Origin of the sequence: Actinoallomurus sp. CA-142502, assembly GCF_050936355.1 — a bacterium.
GTDB classification, from domain to species: domain Bacteria; phylum Actinomycetota; class Actinomycetes; order Streptosporangiales; family Streptosporangiaceae; genus Actinoallomurus; species Actinoallomurus iriomotensis.
The window spans coordinates 9,730,445-9,755,369 of sequence record NZ_JBNJMY010000001.1; the positions used below are offsets into that span (position 1 = coordinate 9,730,445).

Sequence of the window (24,925 nt, forward strand, 5' to 3'; positions counted from 1 at the left end):
CGCGACGGAGTCACTGCCGCCACTGGTAGATCTGCCGGCCCGGCCCCGCCTGGATCTGCCGGTTCGTCAGCTCCCCGAACCTCTGGTATCCGAGTGGGTTCGGATGAAAGCTGCGGGTCGCCACGAACTCGCTGACGCTGAGGTCGAGCGCGTTGAGGTACGGCTGCCCGGTGCCGAGTTCGTGGCCGGTGAACGCCTGGTACGTGTCCACGAACTCCACGCTGCCCGGCTTCCGCGCCGCGACGAGACGCCGGTCGGCGTCCCGCGCGGCGAGGTAGATCGTGTTGTCGAGATCGTGCACGACCCCGTTGAGGAACCCCTGGTCGGCGGCGCCGATGTTGTCGACGGACCGCTGCGGCGCGACCGGGAACGGCCGCGGGTAGCCGAGCACGAGGACCCGCGCGTACGGCGCCCGCTGAGCGATTCCGTCGAGGGCCGAGCGGAGCGACGTGGGCAACGCGGCCATCCGCGTGCGGATGTCGGTGTCCTGGGCGCGGCACGCCGACGACCAGGGCAGCTTCACGACGCACCTCTCGACGATCTCCGAGAAGCCGATGTCATTGCCGCCGATGCTGAGCGTCACGAGGCTGGTGTCGGCCGTCAGCCGGTCGAGCTGCGGGGGCTCACCGCGCTCCCCGACGTTCAGCAGGTTCTCGGTGCGCGCGCCGCTGCACGCCCAGAAGCCCCCGATCTTGGCGAACCTGTACGCCTGCGAGACCGTCGGGAAGTAGGACTGTCGCGAGCGGTGGCAGCTCTCCGCGCCACCGTTGACGTACGCGCGGTCGGAGCTCGGATTCCAGGCGCCCTCGCCGGAGGAATAGGAGTCGCCGAGAGCGACGTACCCGCCGCGCGTGGCGGCCTCCAGCGGGGTGAGCGCCCGGGGCTGCGGCTTGGGCCGCGGGCGCGGCGTCCGGCAGCCCTGCCCGAAGACCCGGCATCGCTGCGACAGCCCGACCGGCACCGCGACGACCGCGGCCAGCAGCGTCAATGCGAGAGGAAGGGCGACAAGGGCTCCACGCCGCGTACGAATCCGGCGCCACAGCGCTGCCATACCCCTGCCTTCCCGACACGAAAAATAGTCCTGTACGCCCGCTAGATCGACGCTCGTGACAGGGCTGTGGGTTCCCGGAGGAACCTTCCTTCCTGTCGGCGACGTCTTAACTGGCATGTTCGCGACCCTGACCGGGCTCGGCCTGTCCGCATCGGCCGGTCTGAACGCCTATATCCCGATCCTGGTGGTCGGTCTGCTCGCCCGCTTCACCGACGCGATCGCGCTGCCGCACCAGTTCGCGTGGATGAGCAACGGATGGGCGCTCACGGCCGTGGTGATCCTGCTCGCCGCGGAGGTCGTGCTCGACAAGGTCGCCGTCGTCGACCATGTCAACGACGCGATCCAGACGTTCGTACGGCCCGCGGCCGGCGGTGCCGTCTTCGCCGCCTCGGACGCGGCGGCGAAGGTCGACCACTCCGCGTGGATGGCCGGTCATCCCTGGGTGGGCTGGGTGCTCGGCATCGTCGTCGCACTGTGCGTGCACCTCACCAAGGCCGGTGCGCGTCCCGTCATCAACGCCGGCACGGTCGGGCTCGGCACGCCCTTCGTGAGCGCGGCGGAAGACGCGATGTCACTGGGGATGAGCCTCATCGCGGTGCTGGTCCCGGCGCTCGTCGTCCTGGTCCTGATCGTGTTCGCCCTGATCGGATGGCGGCTGATACGAAGAGTCCGCAGATGGCGCCGCGGACGCCGCTCGCCGGAGCGGATCGGCTGACCCGTGGAGGGACGGTACGCGCCGGCACTGGTCAACGCCTTCCGCCGTGTACGGCTGCCGGTTCCGCCGGCCCGGACGAGTACCGCATCCCCTCATCTCACAAGATGAGGGGATGCGGGTATCTCGGCTGATCTCCTTGGTGTTGCTGCTTCAGTCTCGTGAGGCGATGACGGCCGCGGAGTTGGCGCGCGAGCTGGAAGTATCCGAGCGAACGGTGTATCGGGACGTGCTGGCGCTCTCCGCGGCGGGCGTGCCCGTCTACGCCGAGCAGGGCCGAAATGGCGGCTATCGCCTGGTCGGCGGCTATCGGACCCGGTTGACCGGGCTGAGCCGCGCCGAGGCCGAGGCGCTGTTCCTTTCCGGGCTTCCCGGTCCGGTCCAGGAGATGGGGCTGGCCGATGCCGTCGCCGGTGCGCGGCTGAAGGTGATCGCGGCGCTGCCGGCCGCGTTGCACGACGCCCCGGCGCGGGCCGGGCAACGGTTTCATCTGGACGTTCCCGGCTGGTTCGCCGCCGCCGATCCGCCGCCGCTCCTGGCCGACCTGGCCCAGGCGGTCTGGCGGGACCAGGCCGTCGAGCTGCGCTACCGCCGGGGCCAGGAGAACGGCCGTGAGGTGTCCCGTACGGTGCATCCGTACGGGCTCGTGCTCAAGGCGGGTGTCTGGTACCTCGTGGGGCGGGTGGGGACGGACTACCGGACCTACCGTGTGGACCGGATCGTTGCCGTCGAGTCGGCTCAGACGCCGTTCGACCGTGACGAGTCCTTCGACCTACCGGGGTTCTGGGCCGAGCACACCGCGCGGTTCGTCGCCTCGTTGCTGGCCGAGCACGTCACCATCCGGTTGAGTCCGCGGGGGATGCGAACGTTGCGGTTCGCCGTCGAACCACCCGCCTTCGAACAGGCACACGAGGCCGCCGGGAGTCCCGACGAGCAGGGGCGGGTGACCACCCGGCTGCCCGTCGAATCCCTCGACGTCGCCTATGACATGCTGCTACGGCTCGGCCCCGAGGTGGAGGTCCTCGACCCTCCGCGACTGCGCACCCGCATGGCGGAGGCGGCGGACCGGCTCGCCCGGATGTACCGGGCTCAGCGGTAACCCGTCGCATCGGCAGGCTTGCCGGCGTCCTGTACCTCGACGAGGTAGCGCCACGCGTCAGGCCGGCTTCCGTCCACATCGGTGAAGCCGTAGACACCGGCGAGCTGCCCGCTGGACAGCGACTCCCCGTTCCACCGCGCGACCTCGGGATCGGCCGCGAGCGCCGCGACCGCACGCCCCACGTAGGCAGGCGTTTCCGAGATGACGAAATGCGGCTGTCTGTCCAGCGCGTCGCACCAGGTCGCCTCCGTGACGCCGAACGCGTCCAGCATGATCTCCGAGCGCATCCAGCCCGGTGTCAGGGAAACGGCGGTCACCCCGTACGGCGCCAGCTCCTTCGACTGCGCGAACGCCAAGCGGTTCACCGAGGTCTTGGCCAGGTCGTAGAACACGGAGATGCGGTAGTTCTCCGCGTTGTAGGCGGTGGTGCCGTCGGTGACCTCGACGACCAGACCGCCCGGTTCCCGGATCATCAGCGGCAGGGCGTAGTGGCTGGTGATGATGTGGGTGTCGATCGCCAGGCGCAGGATGCGCAGGCCTTTGTCCAGCGAGTGCTCCCACACCTTCTCGTTCCAGCCGAACAGCAGCTCGCCGCCCCAGATGTCGTTGACGAGGACGTCCAGCCGCCCGTGCCGGCGATCGATTCGCTCGATGAGGGACTTCACCTGGTCCTTCTCCAGATGATCTACCTGGACGGCGATCCCCTGACCGCCGGCGGCGGTCACGAGCTCGGCGGTCTCCTCGATCGTCTCCACCCGGTCCATCTCCGAGCGGTGTTCTCGTGTACTGCGGCCCGTCACGTAGACCGTGGCCCCCGCCGCGCCCAGCTCGACGGCGATGCCCCGGCCCGCGCCCCGTGTCGCCCCCGCGACCAGAGCGACCTTCCCTGTCAACGTGTTCTTCATGGCAGGAATGCTCACAGAAATACCTGACAGCGAACGTCTGACTTTTCGCGCGTCCGGCGTCACCAGGGGACGACGCCCTCGTCGTCGAAGAAGCCGCCGCGCGGACCGTCATCCGGCAGCGTGGCGAGCCGGATCGCGATCGCGGCCCCCTGCTCGGGCGTCCGCGGCGCGTTGAAGCCGGTGAAGTCGGTCGCCACGTAGCCGGGGCAGGCGGCGTTCACGATGACATTCGTCTCGGCGAACCGGCGGGCGTACTGTGCCGTGACGCTGTTGAGCATCGACTTCGACGGTGCGTACGCGGCCATGATCGGGCCGGTCCGCAGCGTCAGCGAGCCCATGTTGCTCGACATGTTGACGATGCGTGGGGAGCCCGCGCGGCGGAGCAGCGGAAGCATCGCGTTCGTCACCCGGACGACCCCGAACACGTTCGTGTCGAGGACGGTGCGGACGACGTCGAGGTCGAGGGTCGTCGGATCCTGCGCGCCACCGTCGGTCCGCCCGGAGATGCCCGCGTTGTTGACGAGCACGTCGAGCCGCCCTGCCCTCTGCTCGATCGTCGCCGCCGCCGCGGCGACGCTGTCGTCGGAGGTGACGTCGAGGGCGACCCCGAACGCGTCGACGCCCGCGGCGCGCAGTCGCTCGACGGCCTCCTCGCGCCTGGCGTCGTCGCGAGCCCCCACCGCGACCGTGAAGCCGAGCGCCCCGAGACCCTGCGCGACGGCGAAGCCGATTCCCTTGTTCGCGCCGGTGACCAGCGCGGTCTTCGTGTCGTTCACTCGATCCATGCTCGGCGAGCCGCGCGCTCATCGTCCAACACCGCCTCGATCCGCTGTGATACTCACCGGGTATCACTCGGTAGGCTGCTCGCGTGGACGACCTCGAGACCCGCGAGCTCCGATACTTCGTCGCCGTCGCCGAAGAACTGCACTTCGGACGCGCCGCCGATCGGCTCGGAATCGCACAACCGCCGCTCTCGCGCGCGATCCGCCGGCTGGAGCGACGGCTCGGCGTCCAGCTCTTCGACCGGAACCGTCGTGGCGTGGCGCTCACCGACGCCGGCGGAGTGCTGCTCCGGGAGGCCGGAGGGGCCCTCGACGCGGTCGCGGCCGCTGCGCGCCGGACGCGACGGGCCGGAGACCCGAAGCGGCCGCTGGTGCTCGTGACGAAGGCCGGGGCGTCCCACGAGCTGCTGCGACGGCTCCTCGACGCGCAAGCGAGCGAACCCGGTGCGGCACCGGTCGAGGTCCTCCTGTGCGAGGTCGGCGAGCAGGCACGGCTGCTCCGCGACGGGCACGCCGACGTGGCGCTCATGCATCGCCCGTTCGACGACCTCGCCGGGTTCGACACCGAGGACCTCTGCGTCGAAGGCCAGGTCGCGATCCTGCCCGCGGCGCATCCGCTCGCGTCCCGCGATCGGCTCACGCTGGCGGATGTCCGCGACGTGCCGGACCTGCCGATCGCTCGATGGCCCCGGCTCGACGGGTCCTACCCGGACGGACCCGGACCGGAGGTGCGCACCCAGTCGCAGCTCGCTCAGCTCGTGGCGCTCGGCAGAACGCTGCTGGTCATCCCCGCCTCCAGCCGTGCCTGGCAGTGGCCCGAGCACGTCGCGGTGCCCGTCGTCGACGCGCCGGAGGTGACCACGGTGATCGCATGGCCGCCGAGCAGCCGCTCCCCGGCGGTCGCATCGCTCGTCCGCTCGGCGGCCGGGCTGCGCGACGCCGCACCGTCTTCGTCCACGGGCCGGTAAGACCCGGCCGCGCATGCCCTAAGACCTTCTAAGGCGGCTGGGGGCTCACCGGGGGGCGCGGATAGTGCATCGTCCCGATGTGCCGGTACCCCTCTTAGCCCGAATCTTGAGAGTGCGAGGCCGGACCGACCGGTTCGCACCACGAGGAGCCACGATGCACCCCGAGATTCTCAAGGCGATCATGAACGAGCACGTTCGCGACCTCAGCGCGGACGTACAGGACGCCCGCCGGGCCCGCAAGGGCCGGGCGCGGTGACGCCGCGGCCGTCTGAACACCGAGTCCCGCCCGGTCCGGAATCTCTCCGGACCCGGCGGGACTTCTCGTATGACCCGGTTCAGTCCTCGTCGGCCACGGGCTTCGCCGGCGCGGTCGGCTCAGCGGGCTCAGGATCCGCCTCGACCGGTTCGAGCACCGTCGTCTCCTCGGGACCCGCCTCGACCGGCCTCATCACCGTCGTCTCCTCGGCGTCCGCGCCGACCGGCTTCATCACCGTCGTCTCTTCGGCGTCCACCTCGGCCGGCGCGAGCACCGTCGTCGGCTGCGCGTCCGTCCCGACCGGCTCCAGCAACGCCGTGGCCTCCGCCGCTCCGGCGGTCAGGTCGGCGGGAGGCAGAAGCGGGCCGCCGATGATCAGGTCGGCGGCGCGTTCGGCGATCGCGATGGTCGGGGCGTTGGTGTTGCCGCGCGGCACGGCCGGCATCACCGAGGCGTCCACGACCCGCAGTCCGTCGACGCCGCGGACGCGCAGCTCCGGGTCGCACACCGCGTCGTCGGTCCCGCCCATCGCGCACGTGCTGGTCGGGTGGTAGAGCGTCACGACCTCGTGCCGGATCCAGTCGGTCAGGTCGCTGCCCTCCCCCGGGCTCGCCTCGCCGCCGCTGATCCGCGCGAACGGGCGGTTGCCCGCGATCTCCCGCGCCTGACGGACGCCGGCGAGAAGCACCTCCAGGTCGGCGGTCTCCCGAAGGTACGCCGGATCGATCAGCGGCTTCCAGCGCGGATCGGCCGACCTCAGCGTGATCGTGCCGCGGCTCGCCACGGCGACCGCCGTCACGAACACCGAGATCATCCGTTCCGCCACCTCGACCAGGCCCTGGCCCACGTACGGGGTGCCGAGCACGTGGTACTGCAGGTCCGGCGCCGGCAGGCTCGGCGAGGTCCGGACGAAACCGCCGGCCTCGGCGACGTTCGAGGCGTACGGCCCGCGGCCCAGCGACTGCCAGAGCAGCAGGCTCCGCAGGTTCGCGCCCTCCCAGAACGCCTTCGTGCCCGGCGTGTGCCACATGACCGGGACGATCGGGTGGTCCTGCAGGCCGGTGCCGACGGCGGGCAGGTCGGCGACGACGTCGATGTCCAGTGACCGCAGATGGTCGGCCGGGCCGAGGCCGGACAGCATCAGCAGCTGCGGCGAGTTGACCGCGCCACCGCACAGGACGACCTCGCGCTGGGCGAGCGCGTCCTCCGTGCGGCCGCCGGTCAGGTACCGTACGCCGACCGCCCGACCCTTCTCGACCAGCACCTTCGTGGCGAGCGCGTCGGTCCGCACGGTGAGGTTCGGGCGGTCGAGCGCGGGCCGCAGGTACGCGTCGGCGGTCGACCAGCGCCGGCCGCGCCGCTGGGTCACCTGGTAGTGGCCGACGCCGTCCTGCTCGGCGCCGTTGAAGTCGTCGTTGGCCGGCAGGCCGAACGCCTGCGCGGACTCGACCCACGAGCGGGTCAGCGGATGCTTGTACCGCAGGTCCTCCACCCGCAGCGGTCCGCCGACGCCGTGGTACTGCGACTCGCCGCGCTGCTGGTCCTCGGCACGGCGGAAGTACGGCAGCACGTCGGCGTACCCCCAGCCCTTGCAGCCGTACTCGTCGCGCCAGGTGTCGTAGTCGTGCCGGTGACCGCGGATGTAGATCATCGCGTTCGTCGACGAGCTGCCGCCGAGCGTGCGGCCGCGCGGCCAGTAGACGCCGCGCCCGTGCGCGTTCTCCTGCGGTGTCGTCGTGAAGTCCCAGTCGTACGGGCCCTTGAACAGGGTCTGCAGCCCGGCCGGGATGTGGATCTCGGCTGCGTCGTCCGGCGGTCCGGCCTCCAGGAGCAGGACACGCGCGCTGGAGTCCGCGCTCAGCCGGTTGGCGAGCACGCAGCCCGCGCTGCCGGCACCGACGATGATGTAGTCGTACACGGCCGCCTCCGGGGCGTGGGGGAACCTCGGCAAACCATACCGATATCGGGACGTACGGGGTCAGTGCACCGAACGCGATTCTAGAGAAACAGACTTAGATCCGCAGCACGAGTGGGTCACGGCATCTGGCCGGGGGATGACTGCCGTGTCAATCTCAGGTGCATTACCTCCGCTTTACTCGTTAGAAGGGGCGCTCGTGCGCACAATCGCCATCGGTACCCTCATCGGCCTCGCCGCCGTCTCGGTCGCCACCGCGGCTCCCGCCGACGCGGCCGGCCACGCCCGCCTGGACCGGCTGGTCAAGCTGCAGGACATCCGCAGACACCAGCACGACCTGCAGACCATCGCCACGTACAACGGCGGCACCCGCGCCGCCGGCGAGCCCGGCTTCGAGGTCTCGACCCAGTACGTCGTCAAGCAGCTGAAGAAGGCGGGCTACCAGCCCACCGTCCAGGACTTCCCGTTCGCGTACTACAAGGAGAAGACCCCGGCCGTCTTCGAGCGCCCCGGCGGGCCGACCTACAAGTACGGCACCGACTTCGAGACGCTGGACTACTCCGGTTCGGGCGACGTCACCGCGGTGGCCCGCGCCATCGACCCGGACGGCGCCGGAGTGGGCAGCGGCTGTGAGCCGGCCGACTTCACCGGGCTCGCCAAGGGCGAGATCGCGCTGGTCAAGCGGGGCGGCTGCACTTTCGCCGACAAGGCCAGCAACGCGCAGACCGCCGGCGCCGCCGCCATCGCGATCTACAACGACGGCACCGCACCGGACCGGACGGGACCGGTCTCCGGCACGGCGGGACAGGCCTGGCGGATCCCGGTCATCGGCCCGAGCTTCCAGCTCGGCACCGACCTGGTGAAGGCGGCGGCCGCGGGCACCCTGACGCTGCACGTCAAGACCAGCACGATCAATGAGCAGCGCATCGCGCACAACGTGATCGCCGACACCGAACGCGGCCGCGACGACAACGTGGTCGTCATGGGCGCCCACCTCGACAGCGTCACCAAGGGCCCCGGCATCAACGACAACGGCAGCGGCACCGCCACGGCGCTCACCGTCGCCGAGCAGATCGGCCGGCTCGGCGACCAGATCAAAAACAAGGTCCGGTTCGCGTTCTGGGGCGCCGAAGAAGAGGGGCTGCTCGGCTCCACGTACTACGTGACGCACCTGACCGCCGCCCAGCGCGCCACGATCGCGCTGAACCTCAACTTCGACATGCTGGGCTCGCCCAACGGCCGCCGGGGCGTCTACGACGGTGACGACTCCGAAGGCGCCGGCACCAACCCGCCCGCCGGCTCCGGCGCGATCGAGAAGGTCTTCCTGGAGTACTTCGGCGCGCGCAAGCTGCAGACGTCGCCGAGCACGTTCGACGGGCGCTCGGACTACGGACCGTTCATCGACAACGGGATCCCGGCCGGCGGGCTCGACTCCGGCGCCGAGAAGCTCAAGACCGCCGAGGAGGCCAAGATCTACGGCGGCGAGGCCGGCCAGCCGTACGACGGCTGCTACCACCAGGCCTGCGACACCTACGCCAACAACAACGACACGATCCTGGACCAGCTCGCCGACGGCGCCGCGCACGCCGTCCAGGTGTTCGCCAAGAGCACGCTGCCGGTCAACGGCGACCACGCCACGGCCCGTACGGCCCTGCTGCCACAGGCGAAGCGCGCGCCCGCGAACCTGGTCACCGGCTGAGCGAGGGCGTACCCCGGCCGCTCCGCGCGGTGCGGCCGGGGGCACGCGATATCGTGGCGCCCGGCACGCCCCCGAGGTCCGCCGGGCGCCACTTGTCAGGCCGGCCCGCGCGAACGGCTACGGAACGGCTGTCACCTGGGAAGACGCACCAGACGCCACCCGACGTTGCCTACACCGGCGAATCGATTCTCTAGGGTGGGTGACATGGCCAAGGACCGCGACGACCAGCCGGTCGTGCTCTCGAAGATCTACACCCGCACCGGTGACGACGGCACGACCAACCTCGGCGACATGAGCCGTACCGCCAAGACCGACCCACGGCTCGTCGCGTACGCGGACGTCGACGAGGCCAACAGCGCGATCGGCGCGGCGATCTCCCTCGGCGGCCTGCCCGGCGCGATCGCCGCCGTCCTGCGGCGGGTGCAGAACGAGCTGTTCGACGTCGGCGCGGACCTGTGCACGCCGGTCGTGGAGAGCCCGGAGTTCCCACCGCTGCGGGTCACCGAGGAGTACGTCACCCGGCTGGAGGCGGACTGCGACGAGCACAACGAGGGCCTGCCGACGCTGCGCAGCTTCATCCTGCCGGGCGGCACACCGGGCGGCGCGCTGCTCCACGTGGCCCGCACGGTCGTACGGCGGGCGGAGCGCTCGACGTGGGCGGCCTTCGAGGCGCACGACGACATGAACCCGCTGACCGCCCGCTACCTCAACCGCCTGTCCGACCTGCTGTTCATCCTGGGCCGCCTCGCCAACGCCGAGACCGGCGACATCCTCTGGAAACCCGGCGGCGAACGCTAGAGCTCGCCCGCCGCCCGGTGCGGGTCGCCTCCGGCCCGTTCCATCAGGGCCTCCACCGACCAGATGAGTGTGCCTCCGGCGCCGGTCGTCCGCAGCGTGAGCCCCGTCTCGAGCAGCGTGGAGAACACCGTGGGGTCCGCCGCCGGGCTCCGGTCGTACACGGCGTCGAGCAGCGCCGCGGCGAAGTCGTCCCGCCGCAGCCGTGCCGCCGGGTCGCACTCCCGCAGTGCCGTCGCGACCGGAGCAGAGGCCGCGTCGTACCCGGCCAGGTGCGGCAGCAGCGCCGGGTCGCGCAGGCACGCGGCGGCCTCCAGCCCCCACGAATAGATGCCCTGCTCCGCGTCGAGGAGCTCGATGACGAGGGCGGTGGCCCGGGGATCGCGCCGCCGCGCCAGTCCGAAGACCGCCTCGGCGTGCACGTCCTCGCCGTCGTCGCCGACCCGTGCCCAGAGCGCCTCCCGTACGGCGGGCGTGTCGGCGTCGGTCTGGCTGCCGAGGCCGAAGGTCGCCCAGTTCCGTACCCGCGGATCGGGATCGGCGGTGAGCCGGATCAGCGCGCCGGCCACCGCCTCTCCGGCCGGCATCGAGGGCAGTGCCTGGGCCGCCTTGAGGCGGACGTCGGGGTCCGGATGCGCGGACAGGAAGACCAGGACGGGCTCGGCCCGGTGGTCGAATGTGCTGCCGAGGGCCTGCGCGATCGACCAGAGCACGTCGACGTCTGTCTCGGACGGCGCGAGGGTGAGCAGTGCGGACGCGGCGTCCGCGCGGACCGTCTCGTGCCGTTCACTGGCGCGGCCCAGCAGGTCACACCCGACCGCGCGGACCACCGGATCGGGTGAGGCGAGCAGGTCCACGCCGGCCAGGAGCGACGCCGGCCCGTCCTGCGCCATCTCGCCGAGGACCGCCCAGACGGGCGTGTAGTCGTCGTCCCCGGCGTCTCGGGCCAGCTCGACGGCCCGGCCGACCAGATCCTCCACCCCGGCATCCTCACCCGGCCGGGCGCCCTGATGCCAGCGGTTTTCCGGCGTCTCAGTTGAGCGACGAGCCCGGCGGGGAGGCCTCCAGCCAGGCCAGGAAGCCGGTCAGGGCGGCGCCGCTCATCGCCAGCTCGACGGTGAGCCCGTCGTCGCGTACCTCGACGATGCCCGTGTCCGGCTGGAGAGCGGCCTCTTCTTCGGCCTTCGGCGTGCGGCGGCCGGCGACGACGAGGCCCCGGCGGTGAACCACCCGCCGGGGCCTGAACCGAAAACCGAAGATCGCGAACCAGAGCAACTCGTCACCGTTGTAGCGGCCGATGCCCAGCCGCCACACGCCACGGCCGTCCGGCTCGCGCAGGCTGCACTCCACCGTGCCGCCACGGCGTTCGAGCAGCCAGCGCCGTACCGAGAGCATGGCGAACACGACGATGACCGCCAGCAGGGCGGCGGCAAGGGCCGCCCCCACATCGAGTGCCAGGTGCCCGCCCACTCCCCCCTGCTTCCCCCGCGGAGATCGGTGCCGATCAGACTTCTTGGCCGGCGGCCCTCAGCCGCGCCCGCGCCCGGCGCTGCGCCGCGGCGGCCTCCTCGCCCTCCTGCGCCGACACGCGTTCGTACTCCTCGCGGGCGGCGCGGACATCGATCTCGCCGCCCAGCTCGGCGTACTCCGCGAGTACCGACACCTCGTTGGAGGCGACCGAGAAGAACCCGCCGGAGACCATCGCCGCGACGGGATCACCGCCGTCGGACGGGTGGATGCGGACCACGCTGCCGTCCACCATCACGCCGAGGACCGGCGCGTGGCCGGGCAGGATGCCCATCTCACCCTCGATGGTCTTGGCCACGACCATATCGGCTTCGCCGGCCCAGATCTCGCGCTCCGGCGAGACCAGCTCCACGCGTAGCTTTGCCACTTCGTTCTCCTCCGAACGGCTCTGAGCTACTTCTGGAGCTCCTGGGCCTTCTTCTCGGCCTGCTCGATGCCGCCGACCATGAAGAACGCCTGTTCCGGCAGGTGGTCGTACTTACCCTCGGTGATCGCCTTGAAGGACGCGATCGTCTCGCTCAGCGGGACGTTCTCGCCGACCTGGCCGGTGAACGCCTCGGCCATGTACATCGGGTGGGACAGGAACCGCTCGATGCGGCGCGCCCGCTCCACCGTGACCTTGTCCTCTTCGGAGAGCTCGTCGATGCCGAGCAGGGAGATGATGTCCTGCAGCTCCTTGTAGCGCTGAAGGATCCGCTTCACCTCCTGGGCGACGTCGTAGTGCTCCTGGCCGAGGATGACCGGGTCCATGATCCGCGACGTGGAGTCGAGCGGGTCCACCGCAGGGTAGATGCCCTTCTCCGTGATCGCACGCGAGAGCACCGTGGTGGCGTCGAGGTGCGCGAACGTGGTGTGCGGCGCCGGGTCGGTGATGTCGTCCGCGGGCACGTAGATCGCCTGCATCGAGGTGATCGAGTGACCGCGGGTCGAGGTGATCCGCTCCTGCAGCTCGCCCATCTCGTCGGCGAGGGTCGGCTGGTAACCCACCGCGGAGGGCATACGGCCCAGCAGCGTGGAGACCTCCGAACCCGCCTGGGTGAACCGGAAGATGTTGTCGATGAACAGCAGCACGTCCTGGTTCTGGACGTCGCGGAAGTACTCCGCCATGGTCAGCGCGGACAGCGCGACCCGCAGACGGGTGCCCGGCGGCTCGTCCATCTGGCCGAAGACGAGGGCGGTGTCCTTGAGGACGTTCGCCTCCTCCATCTCCAGCAGCAGGTCGGTGCCCTCACGGGTGCGCTCGCCGACGCCCGCGAACACCGAGGTGCCCCGGTGGTTACGGGCGACACGGGTGATCATCTCCTGGATGAGCACCGTCTTGCCCACGCCCGCGCCGCCGAACAGGCCGATCTTGCCGCCCTTGACGTACGGGGTGAGCAGGTCGATGACCTTGATGCCGGTCTCGAGGATCTCGGTCTTGCTCTCGAGCTGGTCGAACGCCGGCGCGTGCCGGTGGATCGGCCAGCGCTCGGTGACCTCCAGCGAGGCGGTCGGCACGTCGAGGGACTCGCCGATCGTGTTGAAGACGTGGCCCTTGACCCCGTCGCCGACCGGCACCGAGATGGCCGCACCCGTGTCGATCACCGGGGCGCCGCGGACGACGCCGTCGGTCGGCTGGAGCGAGATGGCGCGGACCATGTTGTCGCCGATGTGCTGGGCGACCTCCAGGGTCAGCTTGCGCTCCTGGCCGCCGAGCGTGACGTTGATGTGCAGTGCGTTGTAGATGTCGGGCATCGTGTCGACGGAGAACTCGACGTCGACGACGGCACCCGTGACACGGGCGACGCGACCCGTCGCCGTGGAGGTGGCGGTCTCTTCAACCGAAGCAGTCATGGTGGCTCTCACTCACTCCCCGCGGACGTCTCGGCCAGCGCGTTCGCGCCACCGACGATCTCGCTGATTTCCTGCGTGATCTCGGCCTGGCGAGCCTGGTTGGCCACCCGCGTCAGGTTCTGGATCACATCGTTGGCGTTGTCGGTCGCCGACTTCATGGCCCGCCGGCGCTGGGCGTGCTCGGACGCGGCCGCCTGGAGCAGCATGTGCCAGATCCGGCTCTCGATGTAGTTCGGCAGGAGCGCGTCGAGGACGGCCTGGGCCGACGGCTCGAAGTCGTACGCCGGCAGCGCGCCGTGGCTCCGCTGCTCCTCGGGGAGGTCTTCGGCCTCCTCGATCTCCAGCGGCAGCAGACGGTGCACCTGGGCGGTCTGCGTCAGCATGGACACGAACTCGGTGTAGACGACGTGGATCTCGCCCACGCCGCCCTCCTCGACCGGCTTGCCGAACTCCTCGACGAGCGTGCGCCCGATCGTCTCGGCGTTCTCGAACCGCGGGTTGTCGCTGAACCCGGTCCACTCCTCGGCGTACTCACGCTCGCGGAAGCGGTACCAGCCGACACCCTTGCGTCCGACGATGTACGGGACGGGCTCCTTGCCCTGCTCGCGCAGCAGGGTCATCAGACCCTCGGCCTCACGGATGACGTTGGCGTTGTAGCCGCCGGCGAAGCCGCGGTCGCTCGTGATCAGCAGCACCGCGGCCCGCTTGCTCTCGGGCCGCTCCGCCAGGAGCGGGTGGCTGACGCCGACGTTGTGGCTGACCAGCGCGGAGATTGCCCGCGTGATCTGCCGGGCGTACGGCCCCGACTCCCGCACCCGCTGCTGTGCCTTGACGATCCGCGACGAGGCGATGAGCTCCTGCGCACGCGTGATCTTCGCCATCGACTTCGTCGAGGCGATGCGGCGCCGTACGACCCGAAGCTGGGCACCCATCGGCTACTTCTTCCTCACGCGGGTGATCTTCTCCTGCTCGACGTCCTCCGCGTCGATCGCCTCGACCGTCTCCTCCTGCACCAGGAGACCGTGGCTGGTCGTCTCGAAGCCCTTCTTGAACTCGGAGATGAGGTCCTTGAGCTTCGTCGCGGTGTCGTCCTCGAACTTGCCGGTCTCCCGGATCGTCTCGAGCAGGCCACTGTCGGTGCGCTTGATGTAGTCGAGGAACTCGGCCTCGAAGCGGCGGATGTCCTCGATCGGCACCTCGTCCAGCTCACCGGTGGTGCCGGCCCAGATCGAGACGACCTGCTCCTCCATCGGGAACGGGGCGTTCTGCGGCTGCTTGAGCAGCTCGACCAGGCGGGCGCCGCGGTCGAGCTGGGCGCGCGAGGCCGCGTCGAGGTCGGACGCGAACGCCGCGAACGCCTCCAGGTCGCGGTACTGCGACAGGAACAGCTTCAGGTTGCTCGTGGCCTTCCTCATCGCCTTGGTCATCGCGGCGCCGCCGACGCGGGACACCGAGATACCGACGTTGATGGCCGGGCGGACACCCTGGTTGAACAGGTCGGTCTCCAGGAAGACCTGCCCGTCCGTGATGGAGATGACGTTGGTCGGGATGTAGGCGGAGACGTCGTTGCCCTTGGTCTCGATGATCGGCAGACCCGTCATCGAACCGGCGCCCAGGTCGTCGGAGAGCTTCGCGCAGCGCTCCAGCAGACGCGAGTGGAGGTAGAAGACGTCACCGGGGTACGCCTCGCGGCCCGGCGGGCGGCGCAGCAGCAGCGAGATCGCGCGGTAGGACTCCGCCTGCTTGGACAGGTCGTCGAACACGATCAGGACGTGCTTGCCCTCGTACATCCAGTGCTGGCCGATGGCCGAGCCGGTGTAGGGGGCGATGTACTTGTAGCCCGCGGGCTCGGAGGCCGGCGCCGCCACGATCGTGGTGTACTCCAGCGCGCCGGCGTCCTGCAGCGTGGCCCGCACCTGCGCGATCGTCGAGCCCTTCTGGCCGACGGCGACGTAGATGCAGCGCACCTGCTTGCTCGGGTCGCCGCTCTCCCACGCCTGCTTCTGGTTCAGGATCGTGTCGATCGCGACGGTGGTCTTGCCGGTCTGCCGGTCACCGATGATCAGCTGGCGCTGGCCACGGCCGATCGGCGTGAGGGCGTCGATCGCCTTGATGCCCGTCTGCAGCGGCTCGCTCACGGGCTGGCGCTGCATGACGCCGGGCGCCTGCAGCTCGAGCTCGCGGCGACCGCTCGTCTCGATCGGGCCCTTGCCGTCGATGGGGTTGCCGAGGGAGTCCACGACGCGGCCGAGGTAGCCGTCGCCGATCGGGACCGACAGGACCTCGCCGGTGCGGCGGACCTGCTGGCCTTCTTCGATAGTGGAGAAATCGCCCAGGATGACGACACCGATCTGCCGAACGTCAAGGTTCAGCGCGATGCCGCGCGTGCCGTCCTCGAACTCAAGAAGCTCGTTCGCCATGGCCGAGGGAAGACCCTCGACGAAGGCGATGCCGTCGAAGCACTCGACGACGGTCCCGACCTCTTCGCTCGCGGCCGCCTCCGGCTCGTACGCCTGGACGAAGCGCTCGAGCGCACTCCGGATCTCCTCCGGCCGGATCGTCAGCTCCGCCATTCTTCTTCGTCTCTCTCCGTGAGTTCGATGCTTGGTCAGCTCGCCCGCTCGATGCGCCGGCGGATGTCGCCCAGCCTGCGCACGATGGTGCCGTCGATTTCCTCATCCCCCACTCGGATGGACATTCCACCCAAAACGGAGGGATCAACCTCGATGTTCAGCTGAACATCGTGGCCGTACTGCGCCGAGAGCACGGCGTTGAGCCGCGCCTTCTGCTGCTCGCTCAGGTCCACCGCGGTCCGGACGACCGCGATCAAGCGGTTACGGCGCTCGGCGGCGATGCGGCCGAACTCCGCGAGCACACGCTCCAGACTACGTCCTCGCGGATGTGTCACCGCCTCGGTGACCAGCCGCAACGTCGCCGGGGTCGTCTTGCCCTCCAGCAGCTCGGTCACCAGCACGGCCTTGCGCTCACCCGACACGCGATGATCGACGAGCACGCCGCGCAGCTCCGGCTGCGCCTCGACGATGCGGCCGAAGCGGAACAGCTCGTCCTCGAGGTCGTCGAGCCGGCCCGCCGCCTCAGCGCTCGCCACCTCCGCGACCACGGCGAACCGCTCGATCGCGTCGGTGAGGTCGATCGAGCGTCCCCACCGCAGTCGTGCGAGCTCGGCGACGAACTCGGCGACCGGGCGGGACACCTTGCCGTCGAGCACCGCCAAGGCGAGCCCGGCCCGCTGGTCGGCCGGCCGGGCCGGGTCCGCGAGCGCCCGCCGGAGCACGTGCTCACGGTCGAGCAGCCGCAGCACCGCGAACAGCTCGTCGCCGATCGCGCCGGCGTCACCCGCCGACAGCACGGCCTCGAACCGCTCACCGGCCTCTGCCAGCGAAGCCCTACTCGCGCCCCTCATCTAGGCCTCCGCCCGTGCCCGGTCCTCGAGCTGGTCGAGGAACCGGTCGACGGTGCCGCGCCGGCGGGCCTCGTCCTCAAGGGACTCGCCCACGATGCGGCTCGCCAGGTCGACGGCCAGCTCACCGATCTCGGTGCGCAGCCGCGTGAAGGCCTGCTGGCGGTCGGCCTCGATCTGGGCGTGCGCCTGGTCGATGACGCGCTGCGCCTCGGTCTGAGCCTGCTCGCGCATCTCAGCGATGATCTGCGCGCCCTGCTCGCGGGCCTCCTCGCGGAGACGAGCGGCCTCGTGCCGCGCCTCGGCGAGTTGCTCCTTGTACTGCTCGAGCACCCGCTGGGCCTCGTCCTGCGCCTCTTCGGCCCGCTTGATGCCGCCCTCGATCGCGTCGGTGCGCTCGGCGAGGGTCTGCTGGATCCGCGGGATCAGCATCTTGCCGAGGACGAAGAGCACGATGAGGAACGCGATCGTGCCGAAGATCAGCTCGGCCGCGTCGGGGAGCAGAGGGTTCGGGTTCTTCTCCGCGGCGGCGACGAACCCGGCGGCGTGTTCGGCCAACATCATGGCGTGCACAGCCTTCCGTCAGAGTCGGACCTCGGTCAGGAGGTGTAGATGAACGGCGCGACCAGGCCGATCAGGGCGAGCGCCTCGGAGAAGGCGAAGCCCAGCAGCATGTTCGTGCGGATGGTGCTCGTCAGCTCCGGCTGGCGGGCGATGGCGTTGACGCCCTGACCGAAGACGATGCCGACGCCGATGCCCGGGCCGATGGCGGACAGGCCGTAGCCCATCGCCTTGAGGCCGGGGTTGATGTTGGTGGTGGCTTCGGCGAGGAAAGACATTCGGATTCCTTTTCGCTAGGCCGGCGGTCGTCTCCGCCGGTCACGTGTTGACGTTCGCGGTCGGGTCTCAGTGGTCGGAGTAGAGTCCGGCACTTATGTAGAAGGCGGCGAGCAGCGTGAAGACGTACGCCTGCACCGCCTGGATGAACAGCTCGAACGCGGTCATGACGATCGTCAGGACCGCACCCAGGACGCCCACCCCGAAGCCGAGCGGGGTGACCTTCTCCCAGAGGAAGTGGAAGCCGACGGTCGCGAAGAGTGCGATCAGCAGGTGACCGGCGAACATGTTCGCGAAGAGCCGCACGGCGTGGGTGAACGGCCGGATGAAGAACGTCGAGACGAACTCGATCGGGATGACGATGATGTAGAGCGCCCAGGGGAGGTCGGGCGGCATCGTCGCGTTCTTCAGCAGGCCGAAGAAGCCTTGGTTCTTGATTCCCACGACCCAGAAGGTCAGGTAGATCAGGACCGCCAACACGAGCGGGAACGCGATGCGGGAGTTGACCGGGAACTGCGCCACCGGCACCACCGACATCAGGTTGCCGAGCCACACGAAGAAGAACACCGGGATCAGCAGACGCATCCACTTTTCCGAGTCCTTGCCCAGGAACGGCCGGCCGATCTCGTCGCGGACGAACATGTACGCGACCTCGCCGACGTTCTGCCAGCCGCGGGGCACGAGCTTCGGCTTCGCGAAGGCGGCCCAGAAGAAGGCGATGACGATGATCATCACCAGGGCGCAGAGCACGATCGGCTTGGCGACGGCGAACGGACCTATGTGGAAGAGGGGCTTCCACTGGAACAGGCCGAGTCCCGGGGCTTCGAAGTCTTTGGCGAGGATGTGCGGGGCACTCACCCGGTTTTCCTTTCGCGGTCGTAGCTCATCAAGGCGGCAACCTTGCTGTCGTCTCGGTGGGCCACGGCTCCGCTCGGCGCGCTCAGCGGCCGTAGCGGACGTAGACCAGGTATCCAGCGAAGACCAGGCCCAGCACCAGGAAGACGGGTAGCAGCGCCGTGACGTCCAGCCAGCGAGCGAGGAGCCAGCCCACGCCGCCGAAGACCAGCATCCCAGCCAGAATAGTGGCGGGGGCGGCCGACACGGCGTTCGCGAACTCGCGGTCTTCCGACTCGGTGGGCAGACGCCCATTTCCAGTCATCGCGCTCCGGACGATAGCAGGCTACCCGCCGCATAGTCATATTGGAGTAGTCCAATGTCATCATGTGCCCGGTTTGCCGAGGTCACGGGATGCGTGGCCTGATTCGACGTACGGCGTGCGGGCGTTGATCGTGGCATTCACCTCGGCGGCGAGCCAGACGATAGTGAGCGAGAGCACAGTCCAGCCGAAGACGTGCGCGTTCCATACCGTCACATGGTTGAGCGCCGCCACCAGCGCGAACACCGCCACCAGTTTGACGAGATAACCCAGCAGCCCGGCCATCATCACAAGTTGTTGCGACAATCTCGAGACATAGCTGACGACGAGCATGCCGAGGGTGAAGAATACGAGTACGAGGGCAACCCCGATGGCCGCGCCCAACGCGCCCTTGCCTCCTGCGAACAGGAGGCCGGCGATGATCGCGACGAGCCCTGCGAGGCCTGTGGGGATCGCGGCGCCACGGAGGATCCGGGCGTCGGTGGACTGCATGAGTGCTCCGGGGTGTTCACACTGTGTTGGCTACTTGCCGCTCGTGAAAGATATCACAAGCTTCTCAGACCCTGGTTTCCGCGTCAAGTTATGGCAAAGTGCGCAGTTCAGGCAGGTTGTCGCGGTCGGTGATCAGACTGCCGCTCCGCGGTCCCGCGACGTCGGCGCCCGTGCGGCCGGAGCTGGGGGAAGGCCATCACGACCAGCGCCGCGATCGCCACCAGGCTCGCCACGCTGAGCACGATCAGCGGTGACTTGACCGCCGAGAGCGCCACCACGCCGAACGAGAACAGCGCCGTCCACAGGTACATGACCAGGGCCGCGCCCCGGTGCGAGTGGCCGAGGTCCAACAGCCGGTGGTGCAGGTGCTTCTTGTCCGGCGCGAACGGCGACCGCCCGTCGTAGGAGCGCCGGACCACGGCCATCAGCATGTCGGCGTACGGCACGACCAGGATCGCGATCGGGATCAGCGGCAGGATCGTGGGGAACCGGTTGATCGACCCGCGCAGCGCGACCGGGTCGAACCCGGAGACGGTGATCATCGAGGTGGCGAGCAGCAGCCCGATCAGCATCGAGCCGGTGTCGCCCATGAAGATCCGGGCCGGGCTGAAGTTGTGCGGGAGGAAGCCGGCGCACATGCCGGCCAGAACGGCCGCGATCAGCGCCGGCGCCGACTGGTGGTCGAGGTGGACGACGACCGTGACCAGGAAGGCGTAGAGGAAGAACGCCATGGCCGACACGCCGACGATGCCCCCGGCGAGGCCGTCGAGCCCGTCGATGAAGTTCACCGCGTTGATCGTGGCGACCACGACGATGATGGTCAGCGGCACCCCGTACGACGGGGGCAGCACGAAGGTCGCGCCGGGCAGCGGGATCCAGGAGATCTGGACGCCGTTCATGATCAGCAGGCCGGCCGCGGCGACCTGACCGGCCATCTTGGTCAGCGCGTCGATCTCCCACCGGTCGTCGGCGATGCCGACCACGACGAGCAGGCCGCCGGCCGACAGCAGGCCGATCCAGGTCGGGCTCTCGGTGAAGACCTTGTGCAGGTGGGGCAGGCGCGAGGCCATGAGCAGGGCGGCCAGCATGCCCGCGAACATCGCCAGGCCGCCCATCCGGGGCGTCGGGATCGCGTGGACGTCGCGGTCGCGCACCGGGGTCATGGCCTTGAACCAGATGGCGATCTTCAGCACCAGGGGCACGAGGAGGTAGGTGACGATCGCGCCCGTCAGGAAGGTGAGGATGTACTCCCTCACTCGTCCACCTCCATGCGACGCGCTGCTTGCCACCCGTTACCGACCGGGCACCAACTCTATTGCTCCCGGCCCACCAGGGAGCGCCGTCCCACAGGTATCACCGTGCGCGACCGCCTCGTCACGTTTCGGCGATATCACAGGCGACGCCGCAGCTCAGCGCGGGTGTTCGCCGGAGCGGCGACGGGAATCCGGCTGGTCGGCGCGTTCGTTTCCGCGCCCGGCGCCATCAAGCTCCGCCGCGGGACCGATCCACGCGTCGAGCTGGACGACACGGCCGACGTCCCGGCCGGCCTCGCGCGAGCGCGCCGCCGCGGGCCCGGGCGTCCACCGGCACTCACGTACCGGCTCCGCGCCTTCGCGGTGGCGGGCGAGCGCACCGTCGCCCGGCTGAGGGTTCGGCTTCACGGTGAACATCGCTCCTCCATACGCGTCGGCGCTCCTGCTCCCTCCCGCGACGGGAGTCGGGGAAGGCGCCGTCCTGACCGGTTAGATCCGTGCGCGACCGCATTGGTTTGTGCGCGGTGGTCACGAATGCGTCACGTGCCGCCCAGTCGTGTCCCGCACGGCCGCTGACCGGCGTCTTCCGCGGGAAGAAACCGGGGTGCCCGGGCCGCCGTCTTCCGCCCGGAGGAGACGACCTTGGGGGGCCGATGCGGCGTGTCGCGATGACTCTCGTGGCCGGCGTGCTGCTGACCACGCTCCCGCCGGTCACGCCCGCGGCCCGCGCCGACAGCGGCTTCTGGCGCTCGGCCGGCCTGCCCGGCGTGGACGCCTTCGGCGTCTACCGCAGGCGCCCGGCGAAGGTGACCCTGTCGTTCTTCCTCAGAGGCCCGGAGAAGGCCGGCCGTGACCCCGCGGTACGCCTCACCTTCACCGGACGCCACCGGGCCGCCGTACGGGTCGTGGCGCTGCGCCACGGGGGGCCGAGGCGGCGGTGGCACACCGTCGTTTCGGCGAACACCGGCCACCTGTACGCCCAGGAGTGCGTCGGCCGCTGGCGGAAGAAGAGATTCCGGATCGGCAAGTGCGGCGGCTGGCGCCGTCGCTACTGAGCGGGCTTGTCCGCGTCGCCGGACCGCTCCGCCTTCGCCGTCTCTTCCTTGACCGGCTCGTCGGCCTTGGCGGGCTCCCCGTCCTTGACCGGATCACCGGCCTTGGCGGGCTCCTCGGCCTTGGCGGGCTCGTCGGTCTTGTCGGACGTTTCGGCGGACTCGGTCGGTTCGGGCTCGTCCTCGTCGCTGAGCAGGACGCCGCACACCTCGCGGAGCCGTGCCTCGGAGATGGCGCCGGCGCGCAGGAGGCGCGGCACCGCTCCGGTCAGGTCGACGATCGAGGAGGGCGCGCCATCGCCGCTCGGCCCGTCGTCGAGGTAGACCTCGACCGAGTCGCCGAGCTGCGCCTCCGCGTCGGCCACGGTGCGGGCCGGCGGGGCGCCGGAGCGATTGGCGCTGCTCACCGCCATCGGCCCGGTCTCCTTGAGCAGCTCCAGCGTGAGCTGGTGCAGCGGCATGCGGATGGCGACCGTGCCCTTGGCGTCGCCGAGGTCCCAGGCGAGCGTGCTGTTGGCCCGGCAGACGAGAGTGAGGGCACCCGGCCAGAACTCGTCCACGAGGTCCTGCCCGTACGTGCCGAAGTCCTCCACGAGCGCCTGGGCCGCGCGCACCGAGCCGACCAGCACCGGGGAGGGCATGTCGCGGCCACGCCCCTTGGCCTCCATCAGCGCGTTCACCGCCGCGGGCGTGAAGGCGTCGGCACCGATCCCGTAGACCGTGTCGGTGGGCAGGACGATCAGCTCGCCGCGCCGTACCGCCGAGACGGCCTCGGCGATCCCCCGGGTGCGTTCCATCGGCTCTGAGCAGTCATAGCTTCGGCTCACGGCCGCCATTCTCCCACCGCCGCGGAGTCCTACTCACGGGGGTTCAGTCAAGACCCAGGCGGGCGGTGACGAAGCGGTCGCGGCCGGTCAGGTCCTTGTGGTTGCGCATGTCGCGCCAGCCGTGCTCTTCGGCGAAGATCCAGTAGACGGGGTTGCCCTGCAGGTCGCTGTGCTCGACCGCGACCCAGCCGCCGGGGCGCAGCAGCCGCCGCGCGGTGCGCTCGACCACGCGGATCGCGTCGAGGCCGTCGTCGCCGCCGCCCCACAGCGCGGACGGCGGGTCGAAGTCGCGGACGTCCTCCGCGACGTACTCCCACTCCGACATCGGGATGTACGGCGGATTGCTGACGACCAGGTCGACGGTGCCGTCGAGATCGTGCAGCGCGTCGGCGAAGTCGCTCAGGTGCAGCCGGACCCGGCCGCGCTCGTCCAGCTCCTCGACGTTGCGCGTCGCGTGGACATAGGCCTTGGGGTCCTTCTCGACCGCGTGGACGCGCGCTCGCGGGACCTCCTGGGCGATGGACAGGGCGATGGCTCCCGACCCCGTACCGAGGTCCACGACGAGCGGGTCGCCGACGTCCATCGTGCGCAGCGTGTCGATCGCCCAGCCGGCGACGACCTCGGTCTCGGGCCGGGGGACGAACACGCCCGGCCCCACCCGCAGCTCCAGGTAGCGGAAGAACGCCCGGCCCGTGATGTGCTGCAGCGGCTCACCGGCCTCGCGCCGGGCGATGCCCGCCCAGTACCGCGCGTCGAACGCGGCGTCCGGCACCGTGTGCAGCTCGGCGCGCTTGACGCCGTGCACGAAGGCCGCCAGCTCCTCGGCGTCGGCCCGGGGCGACGGAATCCCCGCGGCGGCCAGGCGTGCCGTCGCGCGGGCGATCTCGTCAGAGAGCAGATGGCTCATGTCATGTCAGGTCAGGTCGCTTGGGCGAGCTTGTGCTCCATGTCGGCGTCCACCAGTGCCTGGATGACATTGTGCAGGTCACCGTCGAGCACGTGGTCGAGGTTGTAGGCCTTGTAGCCCACACGATGATCGGAGATGCGGTTCTCCGGGAAGTTGTAGGTGCGGACCCGTTCGGACCGGTCCACCGTGCGCACCTGGCTCTTGCGCTCGGCCGCCGCGGCGGCGTCGGCCTCCTCCTGCGCGGCGGCGAGCAGCCGGGCCCGCAGGATGCGCATCGCCTGCTCCTTGTTCTGGAGCTGGCTCTTCTCGTTCTGGCACGACACGACGATGCCGGTCGGCAGGTGGGTGATGCGGACCGCGGAGTCGGTGGTGTTGACGCTCTGGCCGCCGGGGCCGCTGGAGCGGAACACGTCGATGCGCAGGTCGTTCGGGTCGATCTGGACGTCGATGTCCTCGGCCTCGGGCATGACGAACACGCCCGCCGCACTGGTGTGGATGCGGCCCTGGGACTCGGTCGCGGGAACGCGCTGGACGCGGTGCACTCCGCCTTCATACTTCAGGCGGGCCCACACGCCCTCGGTGGACGGGCGGGACTTGACCGCCACGGTGACGTCTTTGTAACCACCGAGATCGGAGGGCTGGGCATCGATGATCTCGGTCTTCCAGCCGATGCGCTCGGCGTGGCGGAGGTACATCCGCAGGAGGTCGCCGGCGAACAGCGCGGACTCCTCGCCGCCCTCACCGGCCTTGATCTCGAGGATGACGTCCTTGTCGTCGTTGGGATCGCGCGGCACGAGCAGCCGCCGGAGGGTCTCCTCCAGCTCCTCGATGCGCCGGTCGAGCTGGATCGCCTCTTCGGCGAACGCGGGGTCCTCGGCCGCCAGCTCGCGCGCGGTCTCCGCGTCGTCCTGGGCCGCCGTCAGGTCACGTGCCGCCTCGACGACCGGCCGAAGCTCCGCGTAGCGCTTGCCGAGACGGCGCGCCTCGGCCTGGTCCGCATGTACGGCCGGGTCGGCGAGCCGCTTTTCGATGTCGGCGTATTCGCTGGTCAGATCGTCGAGGTTCACGTCATGTCCTGGTCAGGCGCTGGACGGGCACGGGGCAGACAGGCCGACGCCGACCGGAGAAATGCCTCTCCGGCCGGCGTGGGACGTCTGGCTACTTCTTGTTGCCCGCGGCCTTCTTGCCGAACCGCCGCTCGAACCGGGCCACGCGGCCACCGGTGTCGAGGATCTTCTGCTTGCCCGTGTAGAACGGGTGGCAGTTCGAGCAGACATCGGCGTGGATCGCGCCGTTCTCCGCGGTGCTCCGGGTCTGGAAGGTGTTCCCGCACGTGCACGTCACGGTGGTGACGCCGTAGCTCGGGTGGATGTCAGGCTTCACTACTTCTCCTCGCTTCAGGCGGTCGCCGGGTCATCACCCGGGGGATCCGGGGATG

General features: G+C 70.0%; 28 protein-coding genes. 6 read left to right on the forward strand and 22 right to left on the reverse strand.

Translation table 11 applies throughout. From position 1 onward, the window contains the following. Window positions 1-10: 10 nt before the first annotated feature. Window positions 11-988 (reverse strand): SGNH/GDSL hydrolase family protein, encoded by a 978-nt coding sequence (locus ACQEV1_RS45555; protein ID WP_433403466.1) that lies wholly within the window; start codon window positions 986-988, stop codon window positions 11-13. A gap of 178 nt (window positions 989-1,166) precedes the next feature. Here ACQEV1_RS45555 and ACQEV1_RS45560 point away from each other — a divergent pair, with 178 nt between their 5' ends. After that, entirely contained in the window at window positions 1,167-1,766 is a 600-nt protein-coding gene (locus ACQEV1_RS45560) for a DUF4126 domain-containing protein (RefSeq protein ID WP_433403469.1), read from the forward strand. Window positions 1,767-1,878: 112 nt separating this feature from the next. After that, complete coding sequence (locus tag ACQEV1_RS45565) at window positions 1,879-2,862, forward strand: helix-turn-helix transcriptional regulator (protein ID WP_433403472.1); 984 nt, start codon at window positions 1,879-1,881, stop codon at window positions 2,860-2,862. On the opposite strand, the gene ACQEV1_RS45570 is transcribed toward ACQEV1_RS45565, so the two are convergent. Both ACQEV1_RS45570 and ACQEV1_RS45575 read right to left on the reverse strand, forming a co-directional pair. Then, entirely contained in the window at window positions 2,853-3,767 is a 915-nt protein-coding gene (locus ACQEV1_RS45570; protein ID WP_433403475.1) for an SDR family oxidoreductase, read from the reverse strand. The two genes, ACQEV1_RS45565 and ACQEV1_RS45570, sit on opposite strands and share 10 nt — an antisense overlap. Window positions 3,768-3,826: 59 nt before the next feature. Then, window positions 3,827-4,552, reverse strand: a complete 726-nt coding sequence (locus tag ACQEV1_RS45575) for an SDR family oxidoreductase (protein ID WP_433403477.1) — start codon at window positions 4,550-4,552, stop codon at window positions 3,827-3,829. A gap of 83 nt (window positions 4,553-4,635) precedes the next feature. Here ACQEV1_RS45575 and ACQEV1_RS45580 point away from each other — a divergent pair, with 83 nt between their 5' ends. Continuing rightward, on the forward strand, window positions 4,636-5,517 hold the full coding sequence (locus ACQEV1_RS45580) for a LysR family transcriptional regulator (protein ID WP_285626448.1): 882 nt from the start codon (window positions 4,636-4,638) through the stop codon (window positions 5,515-5,517). 335 nt (window positions 5,518-5,852) lie between these two features. Here the strand turns inward: ACQEV1_RS45580 and ACQEV1_RS45585 are convergent, their stop codons facing one another. Beyond that, window positions 5,853-7,691, reverse strand: coding sequence for a GMC family oxidoreductase N-terminal domain-containing protein (locus ACQEV1_RS45585; RefSeq protein WP_433406111.1), 1,839 nt, complete (start codon window positions 7,689-7,691; stop codon window positions 5,853-5,855). Window positions 7,692-7,887: 196 nt separating this feature from the next. Between ACQEV1_RS45585 and ACQEV1_RS45590 the strand changes: the two genes are divergently transcribed. Together ACQEV1_RS45590 and ACQEV1_RS45595 are read left to right on the forward strand one after the other, a co-directional pair. Then, complete coding sequence (locus ACQEV1_RS45590) at window positions 7,888-9,387, forward strand: M20/M25/M40 family metallo-hydrolase (RefSeq protein WP_285626444.1); 1,500 nt, start codon at window positions 7,888-7,890, stop codon at window positions 9,385-9,387. A 204-nt stretch (window positions 9,388-9,591) separates the two neighbouring features. After that, window positions 9,592-10,185 carry a cob(I)yrinic acid a,c-diamide adenosyltransferase gene (locus tag ACQEV1_RS45595; RefSeq protein WP_285626442.1) on the forward strand — a complete coding sequence of 198 codons (594 nt, stop codon included), beginning with the start codon at window positions 9,592-9,594 and terminating at the stop codon, window positions 10,183-10,185. Here ACQEV1_RS45595 and ACQEV1_RS45600 read toward each other — a convergent pair. From ACQEV1_RS45600 to ACQEV1_RS45665, 14 genes are all read right to left on the reverse strand, one after another. Continuing rightward, window positions 10,182-11,162: a HEAT repeat domain-containing protein gene (locus ACQEV1_RS45600; RefSeq protein WP_433403482.1), complete on the reverse strand. Its 981-nt coding sequence runs from the start codon at window positions 11,160-11,162 to the stop codon at window positions 10,182-10,184. The two genes, ACQEV1_RS45595 and ACQEV1_RS45600, sit on opposite strands and share 4 nt — an antisense overlap. Window positions 11,163-11,214: 52 nt before the next feature. After that, window positions 11,215-11,652, reverse strand: coding sequence for a DUF2550 domain-containing protein (locus ACQEV1_RS45605; RefSeq protein WP_285579657.1), 438 nt, complete (start codon window positions 11,650-11,652; stop codon window positions 11,215-11,217). A gap of 34 nt (window positions 11,653-11,686) precedes the next feature. Next, entirely contained in the window at window positions 11,687-12,076 is a 390-nt protein-coding gene (locus ACQEV1_RS45610; RefSeq protein ID WP_285626438.1) for a F0F1 ATP synthase subunit epsilon, read from the reverse strand. Between the two features lie 26 nt (window positions 12,077-12,102). Further along, window positions 12,103-13,542 (reverse strand): F0F1 ATP synthase subunit beta, encoded by a 1,440-nt coding sequence (gene atpD / locus ACQEV1_RS45615; protein ID WP_285626436.1) that lies wholly within the window; start codon window positions 13,540-13,542, stop codon window positions 12,103-12,105. Window positions 13,543-13,550: 8 nt separating this feature from the next. Continuing rightward, window positions 13,551-14,474: a F0F1 ATP synthase subunit gamma gene (locus ACQEV1_RS45620; RefSeq protein ID WP_285626433.1), complete on the reverse strand. Its 924-nt coding sequence runs from the start codon at window positions 14,472-14,474 to the stop codon at window positions 13,551-13,553. A 3-nt stretch (window positions 14,475-14,477) separates the two neighbouring features. Then, a complete protein-coding gene (atpA, locus tag ACQEV1_RS45625; RefSeq protein ID WP_285626430.1) occupies window positions 14,478-16,115 on the reverse strand; it encodes a F0F1 ATP synthase subunit alpha in 1,638 nt (545 codons plus the stop codon). A gap of 35 nt (window positions 16,116-16,150) precedes the next feature. Then, window positions 16,151-16,966 carry a F0F1 ATP synthase subunit delta gene (locus ACQEV1_RS45630; protein WP_433403487.1) on the reverse strand — a complete coding sequence of 272 codons (816 nt, stop codon included), beginning with the start codon at window positions 16,964-16,966 and terminating at the stop codon, window positions 16,151-16,153. Then, a complete protein-coding gene (locus tag ACQEV1_RS45635; protein ID WP_432705982.1) occupies window positions 16,967-17,524 on the reverse strand; it encodes a F0F1 ATP synthase subunit B in 558 nt (185 codons plus the stop codon). A 38-nt stretch (window positions 17,525-17,562) separates the two neighbouring features. Then, a complete protein-coding gene (gene atpE, locus ACQEV1_RS45640; protein WP_285626421.1) occupies window positions 17,563-17,802 on the reverse strand; it encodes an ATP synthase F0 subunit C in 240 nt (79 codons plus the stop codon). A 67-nt stretch (window positions 17,803-17,869) separates the two neighbouring features. Continuing rightward, entirely contained in the window at window positions 17,870-18,658 is a 789-nt protein-coding gene (gene atpB / locus ACQEV1_RS45645) for a F0F1 ATP synthase subunit A (RefSeq protein ID WP_285579649.1), read from the reverse strand. Window positions 18,659-18,740: 82 nt separating this feature from the next. Next, entirely contained in the window at window positions 18,741-18,869 is a 129-nt protein-coding gene (locus ACQEV1_RS45650; protein WP_349497992.1) for a hypothetical protein, read from the reverse strand. Between the two features lie 150 nt (window positions 18,870-19,019). Then, on the reverse strand, window positions 19,020-19,448 hold the full coding sequence (locus ACQEV1_RS45655) for a hypothetical protein (RefSeq protein ID WP_285579646.1): 429 nt from the start codon (window positions 19,446-19,448) through the stop codon (window positions 19,020-19,022). Between the two features lie 107 nt (window positions 19,449-19,555). Then, complete coding sequence (locus ACQEV1_RS45660; RefSeq protein ID WP_433403494.1) at window positions 19,556-20,704, reverse strand: glycosyltransferase family 4 protein; 1,149 nt, start codon at window positions 20,702-20,704, stop codon at window positions 19,556-19,558. 153 nt (window positions 20,705-20,857) lie between these two features. Further along, complete coding sequence (locus ACQEV1_RS45665) at window positions 20,858-21,118, reverse strand: hypothetical protein (protein ID WP_285626415.1); 261 nt, start codon at window positions 21,116-21,118, stop codon at window positions 20,858-20,860. A 236-nt stretch (window positions 21,119-21,354) separates the two neighbouring features. Here ACQEV1_RS45665 and ACQEV1_RS45670 point away from each other — a divergent pair, with 236 nt between their 5' ends. Further along, a complete protein-coding gene (locus ACQEV1_RS45670) occupies window positions 21,355-21,756 on the forward strand; it encodes a hypothetical protein (protein ID WP_433403496.1) in 402 nt (133 codons plus the stop codon). Here ACQEV1_RS45670 and ACQEV1_RS45675 read toward each other — a convergent pair. From ACQEV1_RS45675 to rpmE, 4 genes are all read right to left on the reverse strand, one after another. Next, complete coding sequence (locus ACQEV1_RS45675) at window positions 21,750-22,580, reverse strand: L-threonylcarbamoyladenylate synthase (RefSeq protein WP_433403499.1); 831 nt, start codon at window positions 22,578-22,580, stop codon at window positions 21,750-21,752. The genes ACQEV1_RS45670 and ACQEV1_RS45675 overlap by 7 nt on opposite strands. Window positions 22,581-22,623: 43 nt before the next feature. After that, window positions 22,624-23,487: a peptide chain release factor N(5)-glutamine methyltransferase gene (prmC, locus tag ACQEV1_RS45680; protein WP_285579636.1), complete on the reverse strand. Its 864-nt coding sequence runs from the start codon at window positions 23,485-23,487 to the stop codon at window positions 22,624-22,626. Between the two features lie 11 nt (window positions 23,488-23,498). After that, window positions 23,499-24,554, reverse strand: a complete 1,056-nt coding sequence (gene prfA, locus ACQEV1_RS45685; protein WP_433403503.1) for a peptide chain release factor 1 — start codon at window positions 24,552-24,554, stop codon at window positions 23,499-23,501. A gap of 91 nt (window positions 24,555-24,645) precedes the next feature. Further along, window positions 24,646-24,870, reverse strand: coding sequence for a 50S ribosomal protein L31 (gene rpmE, locus ACQEV1_RS45690; protein ID WP_285579632.1), 225 nt, complete (start codon window positions 24,868-24,870; stop codon window positions 24,646-24,648). Window positions 24,871-24,925: the final 55 nt, after the last annotated feature.

What these genes read in the sequence shown, in the direction of transcription:
- ACQEV1_RS45560 (WP_433403469.1), top strand. Translation starts at nt 1,167, where the DNA reads ATGTTCGCGACCCTGACCGGGCTCGGCCTGTCCGCATCGGCCGGTCTG.
- ACQEV1_RS45565 (WP_433403472.1), top strand. Translation starts at nt 1,879, where the DNA reads ATGCGGGTATCTCGGCTGATCTCCTTGGTGTTGCTGCTTCAGTCTCGT.
- ACQEV1_RS45570 (WP_433403475.1), bottom strand. Translation starts at nt 3,767, where the DNA reads ATGAAGAACACGTTGACAGGGAAGGTCGCTCTGGTCGCGGGGGCGACA.
- ACQEV1_RS45575 (WP_433403477.1), bottom strand. Translation starts at nt 4,552, where the DNA reads ATGGATCGAGTGAACGACACGAAGACCGCGCTGGTCACCGGCGCGAAC.
- ACQEV1_RS45595 (WP_285626442.1), top strand. Translation starts at nt 9,592, where the DNA reads ATGGCCAAGGACCGCGACGACCAGCCGGTCGTGCTCTCGAAGATCTAC.
- atpD (WP_285626436.1), bottom strand. Translation starts at nt 13,542, where the DNA reads ATGACTGCTTCGGTTGAAGAGACCGCCACCTCCACGGCGACGGGTCGC.
- ACQEV1_RS45620 (WP_285626433.1), bottom strand. Translation starts at nt 14,474, where the DNA reads ATGGGTGCCCAGCTTCGGGTCGTACGGCGCCGCATCGCCTCGACGAAG.
- atpA (WP_285626430.1), bottom strand. Translation starts at nt 16,115, where the DNA reads ATGGCGGAGCTGACGATCCGGCCGGAGGAGATCCGGAGTGCGCTCGAG.
- ACQEV1_RS45630 (WP_433403487.1), bottom strand. Translation starts at nt 16,966, where the DNA reads ATGAGGGGCGCGAGTAGGGCTTCGCTGGCAGAGGCCGGTGAGCGGTTC.
- ACQEV1_RS45635 (WP_432705982.1), bottom strand. Translation starts at nt 17,524, where the DNA reads ATGTTGGCCGAACACGCCGCCGGGTTCGTCGCCGCCGCGGAGAAGAAC.
- atpE (WP_285626421.1), bottom strand. Translation starts at nt 17,802, where the DNA reads ATGTCTTTCCTCGCCGAAGCCACCACCAACATCAACCCCGGCCTCAAG.
- ACQEV1_RS45650 (WP_349497992.1), bottom strand. Translation starts at nt 18,869, where the DNA reads ATGCTGGTCTTCGGCGGCGTGGGCTGGCTCCTCGCTCGCTGGCTGGAC.
- ACQEV1_RS45655 (WP_285579646.1), bottom strand. Translation starts at nt 19,448, where the DNA reads ATGCAGTCCACCGACGCCCGGATCCTCCGTGGCGCCGCGATCCCCACA.
- ACQEV1_RS45665 (WP_285626415.1), bottom strand. Translation starts at nt 21,118, where the DNA reads ATGTTCACCGTGAAGCCGAACCCTCAGCCGGGCGACGGTGCGCTCGCC.
- ACQEV1_RS45670 (WP_433403496.1), top strand. Translation starts at nt 21,355, where the DNA reads ATGCGGCGTGTCGCGATGACTCTCGTGGCCGGCGTGCTGCTGACCACG.
- prmC (WP_285579636.1), bottom strand. Translation starts at nt 23,487, where the DNA reads ATGAGCCATCTGCTCTCTGACGAGATCGCCCGCGCGACGGCACGCCTG.